The sequence below is a fragment of the Cellulomonas endometrii genome (assembly GCF_949769265.1).
Lineage (GTDB): Bacteria > Actinomycetota > Actinomycetes > Actinomycetales > Cellulomonadaceae > Cellulomonas > Cellulomonas endometrii.
Map to the genome: position 1 here is coordinate 353,590 of NZ_CATKPC010000001.1, position 23,164 is coordinate 376,753.

Annotated in this window: 27 protein-coding genes and 1 pseudogene; 8 read left to right on the forward strand and 20 right to left on the reverse strand. The window is 76.6% G+C overall.

Annotation, left to right across the window (positions count from 1 at the left end; all coding sequences use genetic code 11):
- Positions 1-65 precede the first annotated feature (65 nt).
- The 8 genes and pseudogenes from QNH85_RS01730 to clsA all read right to left on the reverse strand — a co-directional run bounded on the left by QNH85_RS01730 (position 66) and on the right by clsA (position 5,638).
- The gene (locus tag QNH85_RS01730; RefSeq protein WP_282944176.1) at positions 66-650 is read right to left on the reverse strand and encodes a MerR family transcriptional regulator; all 585 of its coding nucleotides are present in this window, start codon (positions 648-650) and stop codon (positions 66-68) included.
- A 142-nt stretch (positions 651-792) separates the two neighbouring features.
- Complete coding sequence (locus QNH85_RS01735) at positions 793-1,359, reverse strand: bifunctional nuclease family protein (RefSeq protein WP_282944177.1); 567 nt, start codon at positions 1,357-1,359, stop codon at positions 793-795.
- A gap of 57 nt (positions 1,360-1,416) precedes the next feature.
- Positions 1,417-2,277: a transcriptional regulator FtsR gene (gene ftsR, locus QNH85_RS01740; RefSeq protein ID WP_346016286.1), complete on the reverse strand. Its 861-nt coding sequence runs from the start codon at positions 2,275-2,277 to the stop codon at positions 1,417-1,419.
- Positions 2,251-2,727: pseudogene (locus QNH85_RS01745) on the reverse strand (FHA domain-containing protein); the annotation flags it as partial. The gene ftsR and the pseudogene QNH85_RS01745, both read right to left, overlap by 27 nt.
- Before the next feature lie 133 nt (positions 2,728-2,860).
- A complete protein-coding gene (locus QNH85_RS01750; protein ID WP_282944178.1) occupies positions 2,861-3,673 on the reverse strand; it encodes a DUF881 domain-containing protein in 813 nt (270 codons plus the stop codon).
- 5 nt (positions 3,674-3,678) lie between these two features.
- Positions 3,679-4,011, reverse strand: a complete 333-nt coding sequence (locus QNH85_RS01755; protein WP_213282098.1) for a small basic family protein — start codon at positions 4,009-4,011, stop codon at positions 3,679-3,681.
- Positions 4,008-5,030, reverse strand: coding sequence for a DUF881 domain-containing protein (locus QNH85_RS01760; RefSeq protein ID WP_282944179.1), 1,023 nt, complete (start codon positions 5,028-5,030; stop codon positions 4,008-4,010). Before QNH85_RS01760 ends, QNH85_RS01755 begins: the two co-directional genes overlap by 4 nt.
- Positions 5,027-5,638 (reverse strand): cardiolipin synthase ClsA, encoded by a 612-nt coding sequence (gene clsA / locus QNH85_RS01765; protein ID WP_213282099.1) that lies wholly within the window; start codon positions 5,636-5,638, stop codon positions 5,027-5,029. The genes QNH85_RS01760 and clsA overlap by 4 nt, the downstream gene beginning before the upstream one ends.
- 172 nt (positions 5,639-5,810) lie before the next feature.
- On the opposite strand from clsA, the gene QNH85_RS01770 reads away from it, so the two are divergent.
- Both QNH85_RS01770 and QNH85_RS01775 read left to right on the forward strand, forming a co-directional pair.
- The gene (locus QNH85_RS01770) at positions 5,811-6,227 is read left to right on the forward strand and encodes a CoA-binding protein (protein WP_282944180.1); all 417 of its coding nucleotides are present in this window, start codon (positions 5,811-5,813) and stop codon (positions 6,225-6,227) included.
- Between the two features lie 281 nt (positions 6,228-6,508).
- On the forward strand, positions 6,509-8,365 hold the full coding sequence (locus tag QNH85_RS01775) for a DEAD/DEAH box helicase (RefSeq protein WP_428830344.1): 1,857 nt from the start codon (positions 6,509-6,511) through the stop codon (positions 8,363-8,365).
- Between the two features lie 94 nt (positions 8,366-8,459).
- Here the strand turns inward: QNH85_RS01775 and QNH85_RS01780 are convergent, their stop codons facing one another.
- The 5 genes from QNH85_RS01780 to ku form a co-directional block, all read right to left on the reverse strand.
- Positions 8,460-9,524, reverse strand: coding sequence for a threonine aldolase family protein (locus QNH85_RS01780; RefSeq protein ID WP_282944182.1), 1,065 nt, complete (start codon positions 9,522-9,524; stop codon positions 8,460-8,462).
- Between the two features lie 42 nt (positions 9,525-9,566).
- Positions 9,567-9,971, reverse strand: coding sequence for a Fur family transcriptional regulator (locus QNH85_RS01785; RefSeq protein WP_213282103.1), 405 nt, complete (start codon positions 9,969-9,971; stop codon positions 9,567-9,569).
- 137 nt (positions 9,972-10,108) lie between these two features.
- Complete coding sequence (locus QNH85_RS01790) at positions 10,109-10,390, reverse strand: HU family DNA-binding protein (RefSeq protein WP_179686257.1); 282 nt, start codon at positions 10,388-10,390, stop codon at positions 10,109-10,111.
- A 187-nt stretch (positions 10,391-10,577) separates the two neighbouring features.
- The gene (locus tag QNH85_RS01795) at positions 10,578-11,645 is read right to left on the reverse strand and encodes a PHP domain-containing protein (protein ID WP_282944183.1); all 1,068 of its coding nucleotides are present in this window, start codon (positions 11,643-11,645) and stop codon (positions 10,578-10,580) included.
- A gap of 3 nt (positions 11,646-11,648) precedes the next feature.
- On the reverse strand, positions 11,649-12,650 hold the full coding sequence (gene ku / locus QNH85_RS01800; protein WP_282944184.1) for a non-homologous end joining protein Ku: 1,002 nt from the start codon (positions 12,648-12,650) through the stop codon (positions 11,649-11,651).
- A gap of 75 nt (positions 12,651-12,725) precedes the next feature.
- On the opposite strand from ku, the gene QNH85_RS01805 reads away from it, so the two are divergent.
- The 3 genes from QNH85_RS01805 (at position 12,726) to QNH85_RS01815 (ending at position 15,236) form a co-directional block, all read left to right on the forward strand.
- Positions 12,726-13,652 (forward strand): ATP-dependent DNA ligase, encoded by a 927-nt coding sequence (locus QNH85_RS01805; RefSeq protein ID WP_282944343.1) that lies wholly within the window; start codon positions 12,726-12,728, stop codon positions 13,650-13,652.
- Positions 13,652-14,554 (forward strand): non-homologous end-joining DNA ligase, encoded by a 903-nt coding sequence (ligD, locus tag QNH85_RS01810; RefSeq protein WP_282944185.1) that lies wholly within the window; start codon positions 13,652-13,654, stop codon positions 14,552-14,554. The genes QNH85_RS01805 and ligD overlap by 1 nt, the downstream gene beginning before the upstream one ends.
- A 97-nt stretch (positions 14,555-14,651) precedes the next feature.
- Positions 14,652-15,236, forward strand: coding sequence for a Dps family protein (locus QNH85_RS01815; RefSeq protein WP_282944186.1), 585 nt, complete (start codon positions 14,652-14,654; stop codon positions 15,234-15,236).
- 87 nt (positions 15,237-15,323) lie between these two features.
- Here QNH85_RS01815 and QNH85_RS01820 read toward each other — a convergent pair whose 3' ends face one another.
- Positions 15,324-15,533 (reverse strand): hypothetical protein, encoded by a 210-nt coding sequence (locus QNH85_RS01820; protein ID WP_213282108.1) that lies wholly within the window; start codon positions 15,531-15,533, stop codon positions 15,324-15,326.
- Between the two features lie 138 nt (positions 15,534-15,671).
- Between QNH85_RS01820 and QNH85_RS01825 the strand changes: the two genes are divergently transcribed.
- Positions 15,672-16,958, forward strand: a complete 1,287-nt coding sequence (locus tag QNH85_RS01825) for a sensor domain-containing phosphodiesterase (RefSeq protein WP_282944187.1) — start codon at positions 15,672-15,674, stop codon at positions 16,956-16,958.
- A 66-nt stretch (positions 16,959-17,024) separates the two neighbouring features.
- Positions 17,025-18,200: a M20/M25/M40 family metallo-hydrolase gene (locus QNH85_RS01830; RefSeq protein ID WP_282944188.1), complete on the forward strand. Its 1,176-nt coding sequence runs from the start codon at positions 17,025-17,027 to the stop codon at positions 18,198-18,200.
- A gap of 22 nt (positions 18,201-18,222) precedes the next feature.
- Here the strand turns inward: QNH85_RS01830 and QNH85_RS01835 are convergent, their stop codons facing one another.
- The 6 genes from QNH85_RS01835 to QNH85_RS01860 all read right to left on the reverse strand — a co-directional run bounded on the left by QNH85_RS01835 (position 18,223) and on the right by QNH85_RS01860 (position 22,494).
- Entirely contained in the window at positions 18,223-19,077 is an 855-nt protein-coding gene (locus QNH85_RS01835; protein ID WP_282944189.1) for an aminotransferase class IV, read from the reverse strand.
- Positions 19,078-19,125: 48 nt separating this feature from the next.
- Positions 19,126-19,665: a flavodoxin family protein gene (locus QNH85_RS01840; RefSeq protein WP_282944190.1), complete on the reverse strand. Its 540-nt coding sequence runs from the start codon at positions 19,663-19,665 to the stop codon at positions 19,126-19,128.
- A gap of 117 nt (positions 19,666-19,782) precedes the next feature.
- Positions 19,783-20,490, reverse strand: coding sequence for a GAF and ANTAR domain-containing protein (locus QNH85_RS01845; protein ID WP_282944191.1), 708 nt, complete (start codon positions 20,488-20,490; stop codon positions 19,783-19,785).
- 177 nt (positions 20,491-20,667) lie between these two features.
- Complete coding sequence (locus QNH85_RS01850) at positions 20,668-20,958, reverse strand: ANTAR domain-containing protein (RefSeq protein WP_282944192.1); 291 nt, start codon at positions 20,956-20,958, stop codon at positions 20,668-20,670.
- 107 nt (positions 20,959-21,065) lie between these two features.
- Complete coding sequence (locus tag QNH85_RS01855; RefSeq protein ID WP_282944193.1) at positions 21,066-21,419, reverse strand: hypothetical protein; 354 nt, start codon at positions 21,417-21,419, stop codon at positions 21,066-21,068.
- A 79-nt stretch (positions 21,420-21,498) separates the two neighbouring features.
- Positions 21,499-22,494 carry a phosphotransferase family protein gene (locus QNH85_RS01860; RefSeq protein ID WP_282944194.1) on the reverse strand — a complete coding sequence of 332 codons (996 nt, stop codon included), beginning with the start codon at positions 22,492-22,494 and terminating at the stop codon, positions 21,499-21,501.
- Positions 22,495-22,544: 50 nt separating this feature from the next.
- Between QNH85_RS01860 and QNH85_RS01865 the strand changes: the two genes are divergently transcribed.
- The gene (locus QNH85_RS01865) at positions 22,545-23,153 is read left to right on the forward strand and encodes a DinB family protein (RefSeq protein WP_282944195.1); all 609 of its coding nucleotides are present in this window, start codon (positions 22,545-22,547) and stop codon (positions 23,151-23,153) included.
- Positions 23,154-23,164: the final 11 nt, after the last annotated feature.

A 23,164-nucleotide genomic window follows, 5' to 3' on the forward strand; every position in this document is an offset into this window, starting at 1 on the left:
GCGCGCGCGGACGACGGACGGCCGGGACCCTGCGCGGGTCCCGGCCGTTGGTCGTCGTGCGGGGTTCAGCCGGCGGTGCGGGCGCGGCGCCGCTCGGCGAGCTCGTCGTGGCCCGTGCCGACGGGCGCGTCGTCCTCGGCGCGCTCGGTCGGCAGCTCGGCGAGCGTGCCCTCGACCTCGCGCCACACCCGGCCCACCGCGATGCCGAACACGCCCTGGCCGCCCTGGACCAGGTCGATGACCTCGTCCGCGGAGGTGCACTCGTACACGGACGCGCCGTCGGACATCAGGGTGATCTGCGCCAGGTCCTCGACGCCGCGCTCGCGCAGGTGGCTGACGGCGGCGCGGATCTGCTGCAGGGAGACGCCGGTGTCGAGCAGCCGCTTGACCACCTTCAGCACGAGGATGTCGCGGAACGAGTAGAGGCGCTGCGTGCCGGACCCCGTCGCGGGGCGCACGGACGGCTCGACCAGGCCCGTCCGGGCCCAATAGTCGAGCTGGCGGTAGGTGATCCCGGCCGCGCGGCAGGCCGTGGGTCCGCGGTAGCCGGTGGTGACGTCCAGGTCGGGGAGGTCGTCGCCGAACAGCAGGCCCTGGGCACGCTGGGGGATGCCGCCGGCAGCCGGGGCTGTCTGCTCGGTGCCGGTCACGGGGGTCCTCCACTCGTCGCGACCGTCGTCGCCGGGGCGGCGTCGCGGTCTCTGCTGTTCTGGGTGCAACGCTATGGCCGCCACCAGGGGCGGTCAACGACCGCGGCACCCGCGGTTTCCGGCGTGTCGCGCACGGCGTGTCTTAACCTCCACCTGAGGTTGAACCTCGGTCCTGCCCGCCGGGCCCCGGCTGCTCGAAGTCGTCCGGCGAGACGTGGTCCAGGAACTCGCGGAACTGGGCCACCTGCTCCTCCGGCGTGTCGTCCGACGCGGCCGCCTCCGCCTCCTCGGGGGACACCGGCGACGCCTCGACGCCGACCTCCGCGAGGACGTCCGTGGCGCACAGCACCGGGCACCCCACCCGCACCGCCAACGCGATCGCGTCCGACGCCCGCGCGTCCACCCGCAGCCGGCGGTCGCCCAGGACCAGGGCCGCGTGGAACACGCCCCCGACGAGCTCGGTGATCTCGACCTGCTGCACCCGGACCTGCAGCGTCGCCAGCACGTCCCGCAGCAGGTCGTGCGTCATCGGTCGCGGCGGCACCACCCCGGCCTGCGCGGTGGCGATGGCACCCGCCTCGCTCGGGCCGATCGCGATCGGCACGATCAGCTCCCCCACCGGCTCCAGGAGCAGCACGACGAGCTCGTCGTCGCCGGGGTGCCGGCGCACGCCGAGCACCTCGAGCTCGACCAGGTCGTCCTCGTGCATGTCGCCCACGCTACGTCCGCGGGCGGGTCCGTGCACCGGTGGGACGCGACACGCCGCCTACGGCGCGAGATCCGCGACGCCGGCCCGCACCAGGGCGGTGTGCAGCCGGGTGCAGAGCTCGCCGACCTCGGCGGCGACGGTGCTCGCGCGGCCCCGCGCGGACGGCGACGACTGGCCCCGCCACGGGGCCACCACGGTCTCGACCATGTCGATCTGCCGGTCCGCGGCGCTGCGGAAGCTGCGCAGGTGGCGGGCCTCGATGCCGTGCTCCGCGAGGGCCGCCGCGGCGAGCACGACCTCCTTCGCCCACGCGTCCAGGTGCCCCGAGGCCGACGGTCGCAGCACGCCGGCCTGCACCAGGTCGACCACCACCTGCTCGTCCACCGCGGCCTCACGCGCCAGGGCCGCCGTGGTGTACCGGGCCTCGACGGGACCGGACCGCGGGACGCCGTCCTCCGTGACGATCAGCGCGGGCGACAGCGCCTCGGTGCCGACGCCGGCGTCCAGGGCCGCGAGCCGCTCGCCGATGACCTTGAGCGGGACGTACCGGTCGCGCTGCTCGCGCAGGATGAACCGGAGCCGCTCCAGGTCCGCCGGGCTGTACTGCCGGTAGCCGGACGGCGTGCGCACCGGCTCGACCAGGCCCTGCTCCTCCAGGAACCGGAGCTTGGAGTTCGTCACCGCCGGGAACTCGATCCGCAGCGCGGTCAGCACGTCCGAGATCCGCATGGTCGCCTGCCGGGACAGGCCCCGGGGCCAGGGCCCGGGCTCGCCGGCGGCGGCCTCGTCGCGGGCGGCGTCCTCGGCCGCGCGGGCGGCGTGCGGGGAGGTCGCGTCGTGCGGGCGGGGGGGGGCCGCCGGCGGGGGGTCGCCTGCCGGCCGGCCGGGGCGGGCCGCGGGGCTCGGGTGGAACGTCATGCGGAACTTGCCGATCTGGACCTCGTCGCCCGCCCGCAGCACGGTGGCGTCGATCCGCTCCCGGTTCACGTACGTGCCGTTGAGGGAGCCGACGTCCCGGACCACGAAGTCGTCGAGCTCGCGGACGAACTCGGCGTGCTTGCGGGAGACGGTCACGTCGTCCAGGAAGATGTCGGCGCTCGGGCTGCGGCCCGCGACCGTGCGGTCGGCGTCCAGGAGGAACCGCGCGCCGGAGCTCGGCCCGCGCTGCATGACCAGCAGCGCCGAGGTGCGCGGGAGGGCCTGGACGGCGGCGGCCTGCTCGGCGGTGAGCCCGACCGGGCCGCCCGCGTCGTGCTCCAGCCCGCCCAGGGAGCCGAAGCTGATGGTGGTGTCCGGGGTCGCGGGCACCGACGCCCCGTCGGGCGCGGGGCGGCTCCCGCCGCCCGGCACCTGCTGCTCGTCGCTCATGACACCCTCCCAGACCTGCTGTGCGCACCGGCCCCGACCTGCACCGGGGTCCCGGACAGCCTATGCGCCCGGGCGCTCCGAGCACAGTCCGCCGGCCGGGTGGCGGATGCGCCCGGGCCGTCGGCGGCCGCCGTCAGCCGTCGTCGGCGGTCCGCGGCGTGGCGTGCTCCGGCTCCGGCACCGCGCGCGTCGCGGTGACCTCCACCCGGTCCTGCGTCTGCACCGAGGACGTCCCGCCGTCGATCTGCACCTTGGCGAGCGCGCCGCCGGGGATCGCCAGCGCCGTCGCGATCGTGTCGGGGTCCCCGATGGCCACCCAGCGGTACGGCGGCGACACCACCGAGCCGTCCACCTCGATCCCGGCGTCCGTGCCGAGCACGTAGCTGGAGGCCGTCAGGCGCTGGTCGTTCAGCTGCACGGCCTCGGCCCCGGCGTTGCGCAGCTCCTCGAGCAGGTTCAGCAGCGTGAGCGCGGAGACCGACCCGCCCGGGTCGCCGACCGTCACCGTGACGCCCGGGCCCTCGGCGGGCAGCCGGCCGGACAGGATGCCCTGCGCGGCGGCGCTGCGGGTCGCGGCCTCCAGCGCCGCCTCGCGGCTGGTCGAGCCGGACTGCAGCTCCTGGTGCGTCCGCTCCAGCTCGGACACCTGGTCCTGCAGCTCGTCGGCCTGGCGGGTGGTCTGGTCGAGCAGGGACACCAGCTCGGTCTCGCGCATCGTCGACAGGGTCGTCGTGTCGGTCTGCCGCACCTGCACGGCGATCGCGAAGCCGAGCAGCACGCACAGCACGCCGGTGAGGACCTGCGCGCGCGTCGCGCGGGGTCGCAGGGCGCCGGCGAGCGCGCGCCAGCCGACGACCGGGGTCGGCGCGGCGGGCTGCGCCGGCGCGGCGGGCTGCGCCGGCGTCACGTCGTCCTCCCCGGGCCCGGGCTCGCTCGCGCTCGACATCGCCGTCACGCCTTGAACAGGTGCCGTCGGATCGCGGCGACGTTGGAGAAGATCCGGATGCCCAGCACGACGACCACGCCGGTGGACAGCTGCGAGCCGACGCCGAGCTGGTCGCCGAGGAACACGATGAGGGCCGCGACCACGACGTTGGACAGGAACGACACGAGGAACACCCGGTCGTCGAACAGCCCGTCCAGCACCGCCCGCAGGCCGCCGAACAGCGCGTCCAGCGCGGCGACCACCGCGATCGGCAGGTACGGCTGCAGCGCCGCCGGCACGGTCGGCTCCAGCACGAGGCCGGCGATGACGCCGACCACCAGCCCGATCACCGCGATCACAGGTCCCCCTCGCTGTCGTCCTGCCCGGCGGACCCGGGTGCGGGGGCGGCGCGCGGCGCCGTCCCGGAGGACAGTGTGCCCGACGGCGCGGCGAGGCCGGTCTCCCCCGCGCCCCGCGTCTCGGGCACCACCGGCACCCCGTCGGGCAGCTCCGCCGAGCGCAGCGTCACCGTGGAGGCGGCCGGGAGCTCCATGTCGCGCTGCGCGGACACCTGCGTGCGGATGCCGTACGTGGACTGCAGGACGGCGAGCAGCTGGCCGCCGGACGTCCGGGTCATCCGCGTCTGCATGTCCTGCGGGTCGCCGACCGCCCGGATCGTGTACGGCCCGACCAGGGGCACCACGTCGACCAGGATCGCGTCGCCCGCGGTGCGGATGGCGGTGGTGGGGCCGAGCCGCTGGCCGTTGACGGCGACCGCCTCCGCGCCGGAGGCCCACAGGCCGTTGACGACGATCTGCAGGTCGGAGTCGCGCACGCGCGAGTCGGGGTCGTCCTCGCCGTCCACCTGCTCGGCGTCCTCCAGGGTGATGCTCAGCCCGTCCCCGACGACCGCGGACGCGCCGGACAGCACGGAGTCCCGGGCGAGCTGGTCGAGCAGCGGCGAGTCGGCGGCCGACAGGGCCGCCTCCTGCATCGCGGCGTTCTCCTCCGCCAGGGTGGCGCTGCGCTCGCGCAGCTCGTCGAGCTCGGCGGTGCGCTCCGCGATCTGCCCGGCCAGCACCTCGCGGGCGGCCAGGGCGGACGGCTGCGGGGCGCGCAGCGCGACGACGGACCACGTGGTCGCCGCGCCCAGGGCGACGGCCAGGACGGCGACGGCCGCGGTGCCCGCCCCGCCGCGGCGACGGGTGCGGCCGGCCCGAGCGCGCCGTGCCGCGGCGTCGGCGTACTCGGGGTCCAGCGGGTGGGTGGTGACCTCGGTCAGCAGCGACATCGAGGCGTCCGGGCGCCGCCACACGGCCGGGCCGCCCGGCGACCTCGCGGGGTCCCGGCCGGGGCGGCCGGCGCCGCGTGCGCTCACACGGCCACCGTGCGGGGTTCGCCCGCGTCCGCGTCACCGCGGCGGCCGAGCAGCGTCCAGGCCTGGCGCACGTACAGCGCGCCCGCGAACCAGTAGAGGGCCACGCCCCACCACGCGCACGCCCAGCCGAGGACCGACGCGGTGGCACCCGTGATCCCACCCCAGTGCGCGAGCAGCAGCAGCGGGAACGCGTACAGCAGGGCGAAGGTGCCGGCCTTGCCCGCGAGGTGCACCTGGAGGGGGCCGTAGCCGTGCCGGGCGAGCACCATGAGCATGACGAGCAGCATGACCTCGCGGGTGAGCAGCACCGCGACGAGCCACCACGGCACGACGCCGCGCGCGGCCAGGCCGAGGAGCGTCACGAGGATGAACAGCCGGTCCGCCGCGGGGTCGAGCACCTGCCCGAGCCGCGAGACCTGCCCGAGCCGCCGGGCGAGGACGCCGTCGAGCCAGTCGCTCGCACCGGACACCGCGAGGACCCCGAGGGCCCAGCCGTCGTGCCCCTGGGCGATCAGCACCGCGAACACCGGCACCATCAGCAGCCGCACCAGGCTGATCACGTTCGGCACGGTGAGGACGCGGTCGGTCACCACGTCCTGCTCCGCCACGGCTCTCCCACCTCGTCAGTCCTGATCAACGCCCCATCCTACGCACCCGGGTCCCACCCTCAGATCACCACGCAGCCACCACGCAGCCACGGCGCAGCGACCACGCAGCCGCCGCTCACCCGGCCCCCGGCGTCTCCGGGCGCCGGGCGGTCCGCTGTGCTTCGCTGACCCCATGGCCCACGTCAACGACCCCGCCGTGATCCGTCGCCTGCTCACCACGCCCGGGACGTGGGCCGTGGTGGGGCTGTCGACGAACCGGGCACGCGCCGCCTACGGCGTGTCGGCGTACCTAGAGCAGCTGGGCCACGGGATCGTCCCCGTGCACCCGCGGGCCGAGACCGTGCACGGCGCGGCCGGGGTGCGGCGCCTGGCCGACCTGGACGGCCCGCCCGACGTCGTCGACGTGTTCGTCAACTCCACGCTGGCCGGTGACGTCGTCGACCAGGCCGTCGCGTCCGGCGCGCGCGCCGTGTGGCTCCAGCTCGGGGTGGTGGACGAGGAGGCCGCCGCGCGGGCGACCGCCGCGGGGCTGGACGTCGTGATGGACGCCTGCCCGGCGATCGAGGGCCGCCGGCTCGGTCTCGGCTGAGCCCGGCGCGTTCCCCCGGGCGGCGCTGTGCCCGACGTCACCGCGCGCCTCCCCTGCGTCCGGGCCGACCGGGCGGTAGGCTGGGACCACTTCGGAGTTCGTCGCAGTGTCCCGTGATGTGCGTGCCGAGGCCCCACCCCCCTTCTTCGTGATGCGGTGCGGCCTCGTGATGTGTGGGTGTGGGAGTGCGACCGCGTAGCCGACCGGACCGGTCGGCCCAGCAGCTCCCCCCAGCGACACGAAACGGTGCTGACCCGATGACGTCTGTGCTCGACCCCGCCATGCCCGAGACCACCCAGCCGACTGCGACCGCCGAGCCCGCCGGGCTCACGTTCGCCGACCTGGACCTCCCCGCCCCGCTGCGCGAGGCCGTCCTCGGGCTCGGCTTCACCACCCCGACCGCGATCCAGGCCGAGGCGATCCCGGCGCTGCTCGCCGGCCGCGACATCACCGGTGTCGCGCAGACCGGCACCGGCAAGACCGCCGCGTTCGGCCTGCCGCTGCTCGCCGCCGTCGACCCGGAGCTGCGCGAGGTCCAGGCGATCGTCCTGGCGCCGACCCGCGAGCTCGCCATGCAGGTGGCCGAGGCGCTCGAGTCGTTCGCCTCGCGGATGCCCGGCCTCGAGGTCGTGCCCGTGTACGGCGGCTCCCCCTACCTGCCGCAGCAGCGGGCGATCCGCGGCGGCGCGCAGGTGATCGTCGGCACCCCGGGCCGCATCATCGACCACCTGGACCGCGGCAGCCTCAAGCTGGACTCCGTGCGGTTCCTCGCGCTGGACGAGGCCGACGAGATGCTCCGCATGGGCTTCGTCGACGACGTGGACCGCATCGCGTCCGCCACGCCCGCGGGCAAGCAGGTCGCCCTGTTCTCCGCGACCATGCCGCCCGCGATCCGCCGGGTCGCGTCGCAGCACCTCGTGGACCCGGTGGAGATCACCGTGTCGCGGCAGTCGTCGACCGTCACGAGCGTCAGGCAGACCTACGCCGTCGTGCCGTTCCGCCACAAGGCCGGCGCGCTGGCCCGCGTGCTCGCGGTCTCCGAGGCCGACGCCGCCATCGTGTTCGTCCGGACCCGCAGCGCCGCCGAGGACGTCGCCGTCTCGCTCGTCGAGCGCGGCGTCGCGGCCGCCTACATCTCCGGCGACGTGGCCCAGGGCGACCGCGAGAAGATCGTCGAGCGGGTCCGCTCCGGTGCGATCAACGTGCTGGTCGCCACCGACGTCGCGGCCCGCGGCCTCGACATCGACCGCATCGGCCTGGTCGTGAACTTCGACGTCCCGGGCGAGCCCGAGGCGTACGTGCACCGCATCGGCCGCACCGGCCGCGCCGGACGCACGGGCGAGGCGCTCACCTTCGTCACGCCGAACGAGCAGGGCAAGCTGCGCGCCATCGAGCGCACCACCCGCCAGCAGCTCGAGCAGATCCAGATCCCCTCCCCCGCCGACGTCTCGGCGCACCGGGTGACGCAGCTGCTCGGCCGCGTGCCCGCCCGCAGCGAGCTCGGCCGCCTGGACCTCTACCGCACGGCGGCCGCGGAGTTCCTCGCCGCGCACCCCGAGGTGGACACCGCCGAGCTCGTGGCCGTGCTCGCGGCGCTGGCGGTCGGCGACGAGGGCCCCGCGCCCCGTCCGACCGAGGGCGACGACCTGGACGACGCGCTGTCCCGCGCCCACCTCACCCCGGAGCGCGGTGGCGCCCCGCGCGGCCGCGACTCCGCCGGTGACGGGCGCCGCAGCGCCGCCCGCACCAGCGGCACCGGCCCCCGGTACCGCCTGGCGGTCGGCCAGCAGCACGGGGCCCAGCCCGGTGCGATCGTCGGGGCGCTCACCAACGAGGGCGGCCTGACGGGCAAGGACCTCGGGAAGATCGACATCTTCTCGACGTTCTCCCTGGTCGAGATCCCCGGCGGCCTCTCCACCGAGGCGTTCGACCGGATCGGCCGCGCCCGCGTCGCCGGCCGCCCGCTGCGCATCCGCGTGGACGAGGGCCCGCGGGCCCCGCGCCCGAGCACCGGCGCCTCGCGGCCCCCGCACAGCGGCACGAGCCACCACTCGGCCGGCCGCCCCGCCGGTCGCGACGGCGGCTACCGTGACGGCGGCCGCGACGCGCGCCCCCGTCACACCTCGACGCCGCGCTGACGGCGCCCCGCGCCACGCACGACAGCACCGCCCCGTCGACCCTCGAGGCCGGCGGGGCGGCGCCGTCTCCGGCGGCGGGGGTCAGGCTGTGGGGTCAGGCCGCGGCGGTGACCGCGCGGCGGACCGCGGCGACGAAGTCGTCCACGTCCTGCTCGCGGGTGTCGAACGCGCACATCCAGCGCACCTCGCCGGTGGCGGCGTTCCAGTCGTAGAACCGCCGCACCGCGCGCAGCTCGTCCGCGACGCCCACCGGGAGCGCGGCGAACACCGCGTTCGCCTGGGTCGGCTGGGTGACCCGCACCCCGGGCACCCCCTCGACGCCGGCGCGCAGCCGGGCCGCCATGGCGTTCGCGTGCCAGGCCGAGCGCAGCCACAGGTCGCCCTCGAACAGGGCGATCAGCTGCGCGGACACGAAGCGCATCTTCGACGCGAGCTGCATGTCGACCTTGCGCTGGAACTCGATGCCCGGGGTCGACCCGGGCGTCAGCTCGACGACCGCCTCGCCGAACAGCGCGCCGTTCTTGGTGCCGCCGAGCGACAGGACGTCGACGCCCACGTCGGTGGTGAGGGCGCGCAGCGGGAGGTCGAGCGACGCCGCGGCGTTGACCAGCCGGGAGCCGTCGAGGTGCACCCGCATGCCGAGGGCGTGCGCGTGCTCGGTGATCGCGCGGATCTCGTCGGGTGTGTAGACGGTGCCGAGCTCGGTGGCCTGCGTGATCGACACGACGCCGGGCTGGGCGCGGTGCTGGTCGCCGAACCCGTGCGCGTGCCGGGCCACGAGCTCCGGGGTGAGCTTGCCGTCGGGCGTCGGGACCGTCAGCAGCTTGAGGCCGCCGACGCGCTCGGGCGCCGCGTTCTCGTCCGTGTTGATGTGCGCCGTCTCCGCGCAGATGACGGCCCCCCACCGCGGGAGCATCGTCTGCAGCGCGAGGACGTTCGCGCCGGTGCCGTTGAACACCGGGTACGCGGTCGCGCCGGGGCCGAAGTGCGCCCGCAGGACCTCCTGCAGGTGCGCGCTGTACGGGTCGGCGCCGTACCCGGGGACGTGCCCCTCGTTGGCGGCGGCCAGGGCCGCGAGGATCTCCGGGTGCACCCCGGCGTAGTTGTCGGAGCCGAGCTCGCGTCGGTCGGGGTCGTGCAGTCTGTCCACGCCGACCATCCTGCCGCAGCCCGGGGGGTGCGGCGTCCGGCCGTCCGCCGGTCAGCCGGCGCGCAGGGCGCGGCACTCCGCGCAGGTGCCGAGCAGCTCGATCGTGTGCTCGACGTCGGAGAAGTCGTGCGCGGACGCGACCTGCGTCGCCCACGCCTCGGCGCCGGGCCCGTCGATCTCGACGGCCTTGCCGCAGTACCGGCACACGAGGTGGTGGTGGTGGCTGCGCCGGACGCAGCGGCGGTACACGGCCTCGCCGTCGGGCGAGCGCAGCACGTCGACCTCGCCGGCGTCGGCCAGGGTCTGCACGGCCCGGTACACCGTCGCGAGGCCGGTGGTGGAGCCGCGGCCGCGCAGCATGTCGTGCAGCTGCTGGGCGCTGCGGAACTCGTCGAGGTCGTCGAGGAGGGACAGGATCTCCGTGCGCTGCCGGGTGGTGCGCTGCGTGACGGCCATCGTGCGTGCTCCCTTCGCCCCGCCCACCAGGGTCTGGTGCGGGCGGCTGACCATCTTAGGCCACGAGCCGGGGACCCGGTGCGGGTCCCCGGCTCGCGGGGGTCACGGGCGCGGGGCCCGCGGTGCTGCGTGCGTCGTCAGCTGGCGACGGCGCGCTTGAGGGCGCTGCCGGCGGTGAGCTTCACGCGGAAGCCGGCGGGGATGTCGAGCTTCTCGCCGGTCTGGGGGTTGATGCCGGTGCGCGCGGCACGGTCGGCGCGGGACACCGCGAGCAGACCCGGGATGGTCACGCTCTCGCCGGCGCTGAGCTGCTCGACGAGGACCTCCTGGAAGGCCTTGAGGGCCGCGTCGGCAGCGGTGTTGGTGAGCCCGGCCTTGGCGGCGATGGCCTGGACGAGCTCGGTGCGGTTCACGCTCACGGATGTGCTCCTTGTGGATCGAACTTGGCGTGCGGGCCGCTCGTGGCCCCGGTTCGGGGCGTCAGCATCCGGCGGACCGACGCGGACGACCATAACGGCAGGTGGGCCGCTTCCTGCAACGCGACACCCCCGCGTGTCGGGCGGCGTGTCGGGCCGCGTGTCCCGCGAGTGGCCCGCCCGGCTCCGCTCAGCGACCGGTGCGGCGGCCGTCGAGGTGCTCGCGCAGGCGGTCCAGCGGCCACGCGTCGAGCACCCGGTCGGGGCCGATGCCGTGCGCCGCGGCGCGGTCGCAGCCCACCGCCTGCCACGAGAGCTGACCCGGCGCGTGCGCGTCGGTGTCGACCGTGAACAGGCAGCCGGCGGCCACCGCGACGTCCAGGAGGGCGTGCGGCGGGTCGAGCCGGTCGGGCCGGCAGTTCACCTCGACCGCGACACCGTGCTCCGCGCAGTCGGCGAACACGGCCTCGGCGTCGAACTCGCTGGGCGGGCGCTGGCGCCTGCCGGTGAGCTGCCGGCCGGTGCAGTGCCCCAGCACGTCCACCAGCGGGTTCGCGACCGCCGCGCGCATGCGGCGGGTCATCGCCGCGGCGTCCATCCGCAGCTTCGAGTGCACCGACGCGACCACCACGTCGAGCCGGTCCAGCAGCTCGGGCTCCTGGTCCAGCGCGCCGTCGTCGAGGACGTCGACCTCGATGCCGGTCAGCACCCGGAACGGCGCGATCGCGCGGTTCAGCGCCTCCACCTGGTCGAGCTGGGCCCGCAGCCGGGCGGGCGACAGGCCGTTCGCGACGGTCAGGCGCGGCGAGTGGTCGGTGATCGCCAGGTACTCGTGGCCGAGGTCCATGGCGGCCAGCACCATCTCCTGGATCGGCGTCGACCCGTCACTGGCCTCGCTGTGCGCGTGCAGGTCCCCGCGCAGCGCCGCGCGCAGCTCCGCGCCGGGTCCGGTCGCCTCCGCCGCGGGGTACCGCTGCTCCAGGTCCGCCAGGTACGGGACCGGGCCGCCCTGCGCCGCGGCGGTCGCCACCTCGGCGGTCCGCGCCCCGACGCCCGGCAGGTCGGTCAGCGTGCCCGCGGCGAGCCGCGCCTCCACCTCGGCCGCGCCGGTGCGCTCCAGGGTCCGGACCGCCGCGCGGAACGCGTCCGCCCGGTAGGAGGTCGCCCCGCCGCGCTCCAGCAGGAACGCGGCCCGCCGGAGCGCGGCGACGACGTCGGCCTGCACCCGGGCGGCGTCGGCGCCGGTCGTGCCCGCCACGCGTCAGGACGCCCGCTTGCGGCGGGGGCGCGCGGGCTTCTCCTCCGGCGCCTCCTCCGGCTCGGCCTTCTTCGCGCGGGACGCGCTGCGGGCGGCGGGCTTCTTGGCGGGCGCCTCGTCCGCGTCGTCGTCCGCGGCCTTCTTCCGGCCGGAGGACCGGCGCGCGGCGGGCTTCTCCGGCGCGGCGTCGGCGGACTCGTCTGTGCTGTCGCCGCGGCCGGCCCGCGCCTTCTCCACGCTGCGCTGCAGGGCGGCCAGCAGGTCCACGACCTCGCCGCTCTTCCCGGCCTCGCCGTCGTCCTCCTTCTGCGGGACCTCCTGGGTCCTGCCGGTCGACACCTTCGCCTCGATCACGGACTCCAGCGCGGCGCGGTAGCGGTCCTCGAACCCGGACGGGTCGAAGTCGCCGGCGAGGGACTCCACCAGCGACGACGCCATCGCCAGCTCCTGGGGCCGCACGGTGACGTCCTGGTCGAGGATCGGGAAGTCGGCCTCGCGCACCTCGTCCGGCCACAGCAGCGTCTGCAGGCAGATGACGTCGTCGCGCACCCGCAGCACCGCCATGGACTCGCGCTGGCGCAGGGCGACCTTGACCACGGCCATCCGCTCCGTGCTGGTCAGCGCCTCGCGCAGCAGCGCGTACGGCTTGGCGGCCGTGCGGTCCGGCTCCAGGTAGTACGTCTTGCCGAGCAGGATCGGGTCCACCTGGTCCCCGGGCACGAACTCGATGACCTCGATCTCGCGCTCCGTGGCGAGCGGGAGCTGGTCGAGGTCCTCGTCGGTGAGCACCACCAGCCGGCCGTCGTCGGTCTCGTACCCCTTGGCGATCTCGGAGTACTCGACGGGCTCGTCCTCGATGCTGCAGAACTTCTTGTAGCGGATGCGGCCGCCGTCCTTCTTGTGCACCTGGTGCAGCGGCACCTCGTGCTCGCCCGTCGCGGCGTACAGCTTGACCGGCACGTTGACCAGCCCGAACGCGACGGCGCCCTTCCAGATCGCGCGCACAGCTACCACCTTCCCGGCGGGGCCGTCCCCCGCGACGAAACGTCGTGCTCTGGGCAGGATGGACCCGTGCTGCCCATGCTCGCCACCCCTGTGCCCGTTCCGGGGCACCTCCCCGACGGCCCGGAGTGGCTGTTCGAGGTCAAGTGGGACGGCGTCCGCATCCTGGCAGACACCACGGGCGACCGCCTCCGGCTGCTCGGGCGCAACGGACGGGACGCCGCGATCGCGTACCCCGAGCTCGGCGGGCTGGCGGACCTGCCGGCCGGCACGGTGCTCGACGGCGAGGTGGTGGCGATGCGGGACGGCGTCCCGTCGTTCCCGGCCCTCGCCGAGCGGATGCACGTGCGCGACCGGACGCGGGCCGCGGCGCTGGCGGCGCGCTCCCCCGTGAGCTACCTGGTCTTCGACGTGCCGGCGCTGGCGGGCGAGGACCTGTCGCGGCTGCCGTTCACCGAGCGGCGCGACGCGCTGGAGGGGCTGGAGCTGCCCGCCCACGTGCAGCTCTCCCCCGTCTACGCCGACGGGGGCCTGATCTGGGAGGCCACCCGCGGGCAGGGTCTGGAGGGCGTGGTGGCGAAGCGGGCCCGGTCGACCTACCAGGCGGGGCGGCGCTCGGCCGACTGGCTCAAGGCCGTGCACCACACCACCCGGACGGCCGTCGTCGGCGGCTGGCGGCCGGAGACCACCGGCAGCGGGCGGCTCGGCGCGGTGCTGCTCGGTGCGCCCGACGCGCACGGCGACCTGCACTTCCTGTGCCGGGCCGGCAGCGGCCTCGCCGGGGCGACCGCGCGCGAGCTCACGGCGCTGCTCCGGCCGCTGGAGCGCGCCACCTCCCCGTTCGCCGACCGGCTGGAGCCGGTCGACACCCGCGGCACCGTGTGGGTGGAGCCTGAGATCGTGCTCGACGTCCGCTACCTCACCCGCACGCCGTCCGGACGGCTGCGCCAGCCCGTGATCCGTGGGCGGCGCGAGGACGCCGGCGTCGACCCCTGGGAGGCCTGATGACCCCGCCCACCACGCCGAGGGAGCCGCCCCAGCGCGTGCGGATCGACGGCCGGGACGTGCGGCTGACGCACCTGGACCGGGTGCTCTACCCGTCCACGGGGATGACGAAGGCCGAGGCGATCGACTACGTCGTCCGGGTCGCGCCCGCCCTGCTCGCGCAGCTCCACGACCGGCCGGTGACCCGCATCCGGTTCCCCGAGGGCGTCGGCGGCGAGACGTTCTTCGAGAAGAACACCCCGCGCGGCGCCCCGCCGTGGCTGCGCCGGCAGACCCTGCCCGCCGCCCCGGGCAACGAGGACGACGAGGGCAAGGAGCTCGACCTGCCGTTCCTCGACGACGTCGCGTCGCTGGTGTGGGCGACCAACGCCGGCGCCATCGAGCTGCACACCCCGCAGTGGACCGTGGGGCCGCGCGGCGGGGTGCGGAACCCCGACCGGCTCGTGATCGACCTCGACCCCGGCGCGCCGGCGGGGCTGGACGAGTGCGCCCGCGTCGCGCACCTGGTGGCCGACCGGCTGCGCGAGGACGGCCTGTCGACCGTCCCGGTCACCTCGGGCAGCAAGGGCATGCAGCTGTACGCGCCGCTGCCCGGGCGGCGGACCGCGATGGAGGTCCGGCAGTACGCGCGCGACCTGGCGCACGAGCTCGCCGCCGCCCAGCCGGACCTCGTGGTCGCGGTCATGCGCAAGGAGCTCCGCGGCGGCAAGGTGCTGCTCGACTGGAGCCAGAACCACCCCGCGAAGACGACGATCACGCCGTACTCGCTGCGCGGGCGGGAGCAGCCGGCGGTGGCGGCGCCGCGCTGGTGGGACGAGATCGGGCCCGGGCTGACGCAGCTGCCGCCCGCCGACGTGCTGGACCGGCTCGAGACCGAGGGCGACCCCTTCGACCAGGCCTGATGCCGCCGCGACCAGCGATTGCGGCGGGGCGCGGGTTGCGGCAGCGTGGGGTGCGGCCGGCGTCGTCGGACGCCGAGACTCACGAGGAGGACACGACATGGCTCGCCGCACCGAAACGCCGAAGTACACCGTCCCGACGCTCTCCGTCGAGGACGGCGGAAAGGTCGCCGCGGTCCTGCAGCAGCGCCTCAACGCCCTGAACGACCTGGCGCTGACCCTCAAGCACATCCACTGGAACGTGACCGGCCCGCACTTCATCGCGGTGCACGAGATGATCGACCCGCAGGTCGACGCCGTGCGCGCGATGGTCGACGCCATCGCCGAGCGCATCGCCACCCTCGGCGTCGCGCCCGTCGGGACCCCCGGCGCCCTGGTCCAGGACCGCACCTGGGACGACTACTCCATCGGCCGCGCCGGTGCGATCGACCACCTCGGCGCGCTGGACGAGGTCTACGTCGGCATCATCGAGGACCACCGGGCCGCGGCCGACGAGACCGAGGACCTCGACACCGTCACCAACGACCTGCTGGTCGGGCACCTGCACGAGCTCGAGCTGTTCCACTGGTTCGTCCGGGCGCACCTCGAGTCCGCGGGCGGCGAGCTGTCCACCCACGCCGCGCACGGCGAGAAGGAGGCGGCGCGCCAGGCCGGCGCCGCGGCGAAGGGTGCGGCCTCGCGCTGACGCCCCCAGGACCCCCAGGGACCGCCGAGGCCCCGGTCACCGCAGGGTGACCGGGGCCTCGTGCTGCCCGGCGGAGTCCGGTGCCCGTCAGAGGCGCTCGGCCTGGTCCCAGTCGTCCGAGGCGGCGATCGCCTCGTCGTCGGGGACGAGCTCGCTGTCGCGCAGGGAGCGCGGTGCGCGGCGCGGGTCGCCGCCGGAGCGCGCGTCGGCGGCGCGCAGCTCGGCCTCCGACGTGCGGGGCTCGGCCAGGTGCTCGGCGGCGGGGTCGGAGGTGAGGTTGCGGGGGCGCGAGGTCATGCTCCGGTTGTACCCCGTCGGGGCGCGCGGGACCAGTGCGGCGCACGGTCGCGACACCTCCGGGCCGACACCTGCATCGGACAGACACTTCTCCCGCCGAGCCCTCACATCCCCCCGCGGTCAGCCGATGGGCTGGGCGTGACCCTCCTGTCCGCCCCGGAGCGCCCGCGCCGCCTCCCGGTCCCGGAGCTGCTGCGCACCGGCGGGGGGAGCTGCGCGTACCAGCCGGTGGTCGAGCTCGCCACGGGCGAGGTGCTCGGGCGGGAGGCGCTGCTCCGCACCCCCGAGGGCTCCGGGTGGGCGTCACCCCTGGACGTGCTCGACGCCGCCGAGGCAGACGGCCTGCTGGGCGAGCTGGAGCAGGCGGCGATGTCCCGGGCGCTGGCCGACGCCGCGGACGCGTCGGGCGGCGCCTCGCACACGCTGTTCCTCAACATCGAGCCCCGCACGCTCTCCCGGCACCTCCCCCTGGTGCTCGCGACGCTCGCCCAGCGCGGGCCGCAGGTCCGCGTGGTCGTGGAGATCACCGAGCGCGCGCTCGCGCTGGACCCCGCCGGCATGCTCGACGCCGCCGGCCGCCTGCGCGCCGCGGGCTGCGCGATCGCCCTGGACGACGTCGGCGCCGTCCCCGAGTCCCTGGCGTTCATCCCGCTGCTGGCGCCCGAGATCATCAAGCTCGACCTCCAGCTCCTGCGCACCCTGGAGGACCCGGAGACCATCACGGTCGCCGGCGCGGTCCGCGCACGGGCCGAGGCCACCGGCGCGCGGGTCGTCGCGGAGGGCATCGAGACGCGCGAGGACCTGACGCGCGCCCTCGTCCTCGGCGCCGACCTCGGGCAGGGCTGGTACCTGGGCCGGCCCTCGCGGGAGCTCCCGGCGGGTGAGCGGCACGGCGGGCGCCTGCCCCGGCCGCACGCCCCCCTCGGCGGGAGCGCGACGCCCTACGAGATCGTCGCCTCCCGGCGGGCGGTGCGGCTCGCGCCCAAGCACCTGCTGCTGCCGCTGTCCCGCACGCTGGAGCAGGCCGCCCTCGCGCACCGCGTCCCGCCGCTCCTCCTCGGCGCGTTCCAGGACGAGCGGTTCTTCACCGGCCGCTCGGCGGACCGGTACGGCCGCCTCGCGCAGCGGCTGCCCTTCGTCGGGGCGCTCGGCACCGGCCTGCCCGCCGCGGTCCCGGACGGGGTGCGGTGGGCGACCGTCGGCGCGGACGAGCAGCTCGCGCGCGAGTGGGCCGTCGTCGTCCTCGGCGCGCACGAGTCCGTCGCGCTCGTCGGGCGGGAGGTCGCCGCGACCCCGTGGACCGTCCCGGGCGACCGCGCCGACGGCGCGCGGGAGTTCGAGTTCGCCGTCACGCACGACCACGGCCTGGTGGCCGAGGCGGCGCAGTCGCTCCTGCGGCGGTTCGGGGCGGAGTCGCGGGGCTGAGCCCGCGCGGGTCGAGCCGCCGGCACCGGCTCGCGGGGACCGGGTCGCGGGCCTAGCGTCCCGTGCATGACGGACCGCCCCGGCGTCGATGACGGGCCCGCCGGGCTCGCGGCGCTCCCCCGCGCCGCGCGGGACCGGCTGCCCGCCGACGTCGAGCGCCTGCTGCGCTACGTGGCGCTGGAGACCCCGACGGGCGACGTCGCCGCGCTGGACGCCCTCGCGGACCTGGTCGTCGCGGACGGCGCGGCGACGGGCCTGGCCGGCGGACGGGTGCCGACGGCGCGGTCGACCGCCGACGCCGTCCGCCTCGAGCTCCCGGGCCGCGGCGCGCGGGCGGGCGACTCCCCCGCGCTGCTGCTCGCCCACCACGACACCGTGCACCCGGCCGGCTCGGTCCCGGTCCGCCGCGGCGGCGACGGGGTGCTGCACGGGCCCGGGACCTACGACATGAAGGCCGGCATCGTCGTCGCGCTGTCCGCCGCGGCGCTGCTCCGCGGGCTCGGGCTCGACCACCGTCCCGTGCGGCTGCTCGTCACCCCCGACGAGGAGGTCGGCTCCCCCGCGTCGGCCGACCTGGTCCGCGCGGCCGCCGCCGGTGCGGCGTACGCGCTCGGGCTCGAGGCGCCGACCCCGGACGGCGGGCTCAAGACCGCCCGCCGGGGCTCCACCCGGCTGCGGCTCGAGGTCACGGGCAGAGCCGCGCACGCCGCGGTCGACCCGGGGGCGGGCGTGTCCGCCACCGACGAGCTGGTGGACCAGCTCCTCGCCGCGCGCCGGTACCTCGCGGGGCACCCGTCCGTGCTCGTCAACGTCGGGACCCTGCAGGGCGGCGGTCGCACCAACGTCGTCGCGGCGCACGCGCACGCCGACCTGGGACTGCGGTTCGTGACGGCGGCGTCCGAGCGCGCGGTGCTCGCCGGCCTCACCGCGCCGGAGCCGGTGCGGGCCGGCGCGCGGGTGAGCGCCCGGGTGCTGTCCCGCCGGCCCCCGTGGGAGCCCGGCCCGGCGTCCGACCGCCTGCTCGCGGAGGTCACGGCGGCGGCCCGGGCGATCGGCCAGCGGGTCACCGGCGGGCCCGCACCCGGCGCCGCGGACACCAACCTCACCGCGGCGGCCGGGGTGGCGACGCTCGACGGCTTCGGGCCGCTCGGCGGCGGCGCGCACGCGGCGACCGAGCACGTGCTGCTGGGGTCGGTCGCCGAGCGGTCCGCCCTGCTCGCGGCGGTGCTGCACCGGGTGTGAGCGGCGGGGCCACCGGCGCGGCTCAGGGGTCGGTGCGCTCCCGCTGCCGCTCGGCGAAGACCGCGGCCGCGGCCCGGGTGACCGGGCCGGGCGCACCGCCGCCGACGGGCACGCCGTCGACCGCGACCACCGGCTGCACGTCCCGGCCGGTCGACGTGAGGAACACCTCGTCCGAGGTGGTCAGCGCGTCGTACGGCAGGTCGACCTCGCGGCCGCCGTACCACTCGAGCACGAGCGCCCGGGTGACTCCCGCGAGGCAGCCGGACGACAGGGGCGGCGTCAGCAGCTCGCCGTCCCGGACGACGAAGACGTTCGTCCCCGTGCCCTCGCAGAGCTGCCCGCGGGTGTTCGCGAAGACCGCCTCGCTGGCACCGGCGGCGTGGGCCTGGGCGAGCGCGAGCACGTTCTCCCCGTAGGAGGTCGTCTTGAGCCCGGTGAGCGCGCCGACGTCGTTGCGCCGGTACGGCACGGTGATCACGGAGGTCGCCGGCTCCGGGTCGTGCCCCGGGGTCACGCCCAGCACCAGCGTCGGCGGACCGTCGACGCGTCCGCTGCCGAGCAGCCCGGGGCCGCCGGTGAACGTGATCCGCAGCAGGTCGAAGGCGCTGGTCAGCAGGTCGCGGTTCGCGTCGACCACCTCGTGCGCCGCCCGGCGCACCGTCTCGACGTCGAACCCGGTCAGGCCGATCCCGGCGGCCGAGCGCGCCATCCGCTCCAGGTGCCGGGACAGCGCGAAGATCTGGCCGTGGTCGATCTTCACGGCCTCGAACACGCCGTCGCCCACCACGAAGCCGTGGTCGCGGGCCGAGGTGGTGGCCCGGGCCTCGGGGACCAGGCTGCCGTTCACCCAGAACTGCGTCGACGTGACGTCCTTCACCGCTGCGCTCCTTCTCGTCCGTGCCCTCCGCGCAGCGTACGCGCGGGGTCAGCCGGGCAGCGCCGTGCGGGCGACCCCCCCGGCCCACGCCTCCGCCCGGTCGAGCTCGCCGTCGACCAGCGGACCGTGCATGCCCGCGACGTGGAACCCCTCCGGCGGAGCGGCCAGGAGGCACCCCGCGGCGCGCAGGCGCTTGGCCATGCCCGAGGCGGCGCGCTTCGGGAGCGGCCGGTCCACCCGCGTGTCGAAGGTGGCCGCGGGGACCCCGTCGAGGCCGGTCAGCTGCTCGAGCCACTCACGCACCCCGCGGCCGGTGTCCGCCCCCGGCAGCGACTCCGCGCGCTCCCGGGCCTCCGGCGTCGTCAGGTGCTCCGGCCGGCTCGACCGGGTCTGCGGCCGGCTCATCCCGAACGCGTGCGTCGGCCCGCCCACGACGAGCAGGTCGGTGAGCAGGGCGTCCGGGGCCTCGAGGACGTTCACCACCTCGACCGTGAGGTGCGGCGACGCCGCGCGCAGCCCCCGGGCCACCGCCTCGGCGACCGCCTGGCTGTTGCCGAACATGCTCTCGTACACCACGTGCGCCCGCATGGCGCCTCCCGCGTCGCGCTCCGGCCGGGTGCGCCGTCGCACCGGCTCCGCTCAGGACGCTAGGCCCGGCTGCGCCGCGCGACCTGGGTCGACGGTCCCGGGTGAGGAGGGGCCCGCTCAGTCCGCCGCGGGGACCGGCCGGCCGCCGACCTCGTGCACGGTCCGGGCGACGACGGCCGCCGCGACGACGTCGAGCGGCCGGCCCTGCGCGCGCTGCAGGGCGCCGAGCACGCGCCGCGCCTCGCCCTCGTCGCAGCCGCGCATCTCCATCAGGACGCCGACGGCGTGCTGCACCGACGCGCGGGTGCGCCGGGTGGCCGCGGACGCGGGCGGCACGGGCTCGCGCGCCGGGATCGTGCTGTGCAGGTCGATGAGGGACGCGATCTGCTGGGCGAGCCCGTCGACGCGGCGCACCACCTCCGGCCCGGAGCTGCCGGGCTCCTCCAGGTACAGCGACAGCGCCGCGTGCCCGCCCCGGGCGAGCGGCGCCGGCACCGCGACGACGCAGCCGAAGCCCTCGCCCAACGCGGTGCGGCGCCAGGCGTGCCACTCCTGCGACGCGCGCAGGTCGGGCACCACCACGGGGGTCGCCGTGTCCAGCACCGCCCGCCACGGCCCGTCGGACCCCACGACGACCGCGTCGCACCGGTCCGCGCGCTCGCCGGAGCTGGTGATGAGCCAGTCCGTCCCGCGCCGTCTCGCCCAGGCGGACGCCTCCACGCCGCTCCCGGTCCGACCGGCCACGATCTCCACCAGGTCGTCCAGGAGCGCCTGGACGCTCCTCGCCGGTTCCGTGCCCGGCCACACGTCGCACACCTCGGCCATGTCGTACGCCCCCTGAGCGGCAGCAGGTGCGGGCCTCCTCGCCGAGGGCCGCTGCAGATGCGTGCGCTGCCGGCACGCATCGCCATGGTGGCACGGGGGAGGCGTCGCCAACCACGGTTCGACCCGCGACGTGCCCGCGGGCCGCGCCGTGTCGCCCGGTGGGGTGACGCCCCGCGGTCAGCCCGCGGGCCGGTCCGGGCCGTCCGGCCGGGGGAACGTGACACGCCGGTCGAGCACCTGCCGCACGACGTCGGCGAGCCGCTGGTCCTGCGACCAGGCGCGCCCGCGGAGCAGCGCGTGCGCGTCCTCGGGGGGCAGCCCGGTCTGCCCGACGACCATCCCGATCGCGAGGTGCAGGTCCGCGCGGTCGCTCGCACCCAGGGCCGCCACGCCGAGCAGGACCGGGGCGAGCGCGTCCGCGAGGACCTGCCCGTCCGCCACCAGGTCCGTGCCGCGCTGCGCGGGCACCCCGTGCACCGTGAGGACCGCGACGGGTTCCGGCGTGCCGTGCGCAGGCCAGGCGGGGGACGGCCACGCGCGGACCGGCCAGGCGCGCACGCGGACCCCGCCGGGGGTCACCTCGCCGGCCAGGACCTCGAAGACCGGGAGGTCCTCGACGCCTCCCCCGCTCCCGCTGCCGCCGCCGGACGCGGGCCCGCGCCCGAGCACCGCGCCGACCGCTGCTCCCGGAACGCGCGCAGGCCGGGGCCGTCGCCGACGACCTCCTCGGCCGCGTCCAGGCGGGCCGCGAGCTCGTCCGTCGCGCACGCCGTGAACCGGGTCGGCTCCGTGGGTGAGCACGTCAGGGCCCCGCCGTCCCCGTCCAGCAGCTCGACCGCCGCGCGGCACATCCGCGCGGCGACCGGACCCGCGCCCTGGTCGGCGACGGCCCGCGCCAACGCCCGCAGCAGGTGCACGCGCTCGGTCACGGGGCCAGTCTCGGGTCGCTCGCCGCCGCCCGCACGCGGGCGCGCCCGTGCGGGCCGGGCTGCGGTCCGGGCCAGCGGGTCAGGCCAGCGCGTCCATCGCCGCGCGGAGGTTCCCCGCGCAGGTCGCGCGGTGCGCGTCGGCCCCGGCGCCGGTGTACCCGCGGGGCGCGATCTCGACGAGCATCACGAGCGCCAGGTACAGGCGGGCCAGCAGCAGCCGCGCCTCGCCCGACGCGGTCCCGAGCGCCAGCGCTCCCCCGGCCTCGGCGTACCCGGCCAGCAGCCCGGCGGGCACCGGGCCCCGGCCCGTCTGGTCGGCGCCGGCGAGCTCCAGGAGCGGGTCGCCCCACACCGCCCGCTCGGGGTCGATGACGCCCGTGAGCGCGAGCGTCTCGGGGTCGACGAAGAGGTTGCCCGCCCAGAGGTCGGTGTGCACGAGGACCGGCCGCTCCACCTCCGCGAGCGCGCCCTCGTGCCGGTGGAGCGCCGCGCGGACCTCGTCCGCCGGGACCTGCGTGCCCCACCGGCCGGCGTCCACCAGGAGCGCCTGCACCATCCGGCCGAACGCCTCGGGCCAGGTGCTGCCCACGAGCCCGCTGTCGGCGTTCGGGTAGCCGAACCGCTCCCCCGGAACGGTGTGCAGGCGGGCCATGAGCGCGCCCAGCTGCGGCTGCACGCGCTGCCGGACCGCGTCGGGGAGCCGGCCGTCCTCGGCGAGCGCGGTCAGCGGGACGCCGTCGAGGTGGCTCGCGACCACGACGTCGGACGGGACCGCGGTGCGCGTGAAGTCCGTGAGGAGCAGCCGCGGCATCAGGAGGTCGGGCCGGTCCGCGGCGCGGCGGTAGACCTCGGCCTCGGTGCGGAGCAGGTCGCGCTCGTAGGTCAGCAGGCGTTCGGTGGCCGTGGGCGCCGTCTTGGCGACGACGCGGGTGCCGTCGCGCAGCGTCGCGCGGTAGGTGGTCGCGAACAGGCCGCCGGTGAGCGGCTCCAGCTGCACGACCTCGCCGATCGGCGCGAGGACCGCCGGGAGGGCGTCGCGCAGCAGCTGGTCGTGGTCGACGGTGACGGGAGACATGCAGGTCACGCTAGCGGCGGCGTGTCGGTGGGGGCGGGCAGACTCGCGTCATGGACGACAAGGCGACCCTGCACCACTACCTGCGCCGGCAGCGCCAGGACCTGCTGGCCAAGCTGGACGGCCTGGGCGAGTACGACGCCCGCCGCCCCATGACGGCGAGCGGGACCAACCTCGCCGGGCTCGTCAAGCACGTGGCGAGCGTGCAGCTGGACTACCTCGGCGTGGTGTTCGGGCGGCCGTCGGGGCGGGACCTGCCCTGGTTCGCGGACGACGCGGAGCCCGAGGCCGACATGTGGGTCCCGGCGCACGAGTCGCTCGCGTCCGTGCGGGAGCTGCACGCGTTCTCCGCGGCGCACGCGGACGCGACGGTCGAGGCGCTGCCGCTCGACGCCCCGGGGCACGTGCCGTGGTGGCGGCCGGAGAACGCCGACGTGACGCTCCAGCGGGTGCTCGTGCACCTGATCGCCGAGACGGCCCGGCACGCCGGGCACGCGGACATCCTGCGCGAGACGATCGACGGCGCGATGGGGAACGGCCCGCAGGACCCGAACATGCCGGGCCGGAGCGCGGCCGCCTGGGCCGCCCACCGCGCCCGGATCGAGGCGGCGGCGCGGGAGGCCGCGGCGCAGGAGCAGGCGACGCGGGAGCACGAGGGCTGAGCGGTCACGGA

What these genes read in the sequence shown, in the direction of transcription:
- QNH85_RS01845 (WP_282944191.1), bottom strand. Translation starts at nt 20,490, where the DNA reads ATGGCCGAGGTGTGCGACGTGTGGCCGGGCACGGAACCGGCGAGGAGC.
- QNH85_RS01805 (WP_282944343.1), top strand. Translation starts at nt 12,726, where the DNA reads ATGCTCGCCACCCCTGTGCCCGTTCCGGGGCACCTCCCCGACGGCCCG.
- QNH85_RS01860 (WP_282944194.1), bottom strand. Translation starts at nt 22,494, where the DNA reads ATGTCTCCCGTCACCGTCGACCACGACCAGCTGCTGCGCGACGCCCTC.
- ftsR (WP_346016286.1), bottom strand. Translation starts at nt 2,277, where the DNA reads ATGACGTTCCACCCGAGCCCCGCGGCCCGCCCCGGCCGGCCGGCAGGC.
- QNH85_RS01840 (WP_282944190.1), bottom strand. Translation starts at nt 19,665, where the DNA reads ATGCGGGCGCACGTGGTGTACGAGAGCATGTTCGGCAACAGCCAGGCG.
- ligD (WP_282944185.1), top strand. Translation starts at nt 13,652, where the DNA reads ATGACCCCGCCCACCACGCCGAGGGAGCCGCCCCAGCGCGTGCGGATC.
- QNH85_RS01775 (WP_428830344.1), top strand. Translation starts at nt 6,509, where the DNA reads ATGCCCGAGACCACCCAGCCGACTGCGACCGCCGAGCCCGCCGGGCTC.
- QNH85_RS01780 (WP_282944182.1), bottom strand. Translation starts at nt 9,524, where the DNA reads ATGGTCGGCGTGGACAGACTGCACGACCCCGACCGACGCGAGCTCGGC.
- QNH85_RS01785 (WP_213282103.1), bottom strand. Translation starts at nt 9,971, where the DNA reads ATGGCCGTCACGCAGCGCACCACCCGGCAGCGCACGGAGATCCTGTCC.
- QNH85_RS01735 (WP_282944177.1), bottom strand. Translation starts at nt 1,359, where the DNA reads ATGCACGAGGACGACCTGGTCGAGCTCGAGGTGCTCGGCGTGCGCCGG.
- QNH85_RS01750 (WP_282944178.1), bottom strand. Translation starts at nt 3,673, where the DNA reads ATGTCGAGCGCGAGCGAGCCCGGGCCCGGGGAGGACGACGTGACGCCG.
- QNH85_RS01865 (WP_282944195.1), top strand. Translation starts at nt 22,545, where the DNA reads ATGGACGACAAGGCGACCCTGCACCACTACCTGCGCCGGCAGCGCCAG.
- QNH85_RS01770 (WP_282944180.1), top strand. Translation starts at nt 5,811, where the DNA reads ATGGCCCACGTCAACGACCCCGCCGTGATCCGTCGCCTGCTCACCACG.
- QNH85_RS01815 (WP_282944186.1), top strand. Translation starts at nt 14,652, where the DNA reads ATGGCTCGCCGCACCGAAACGCCGAAGTACACCGTCCCGACGCTCTCC.
- QNH85_RS01820 (WP_213282108.1), bottom strand. Translation starts at nt 15,533, where the DNA reads ATGACCTCGCGCCCCCGCAACCTCACCTCCGACCCCGCCGCCGAGCAC.
- QNH85_RS01830 (WP_282944188.1), top strand. Translation starts at nt 17,025, where the DNA reads ATGACGGACCGCCCCGGCGTCGATGACGGGCCCGCCGGGCTCGCGGCG.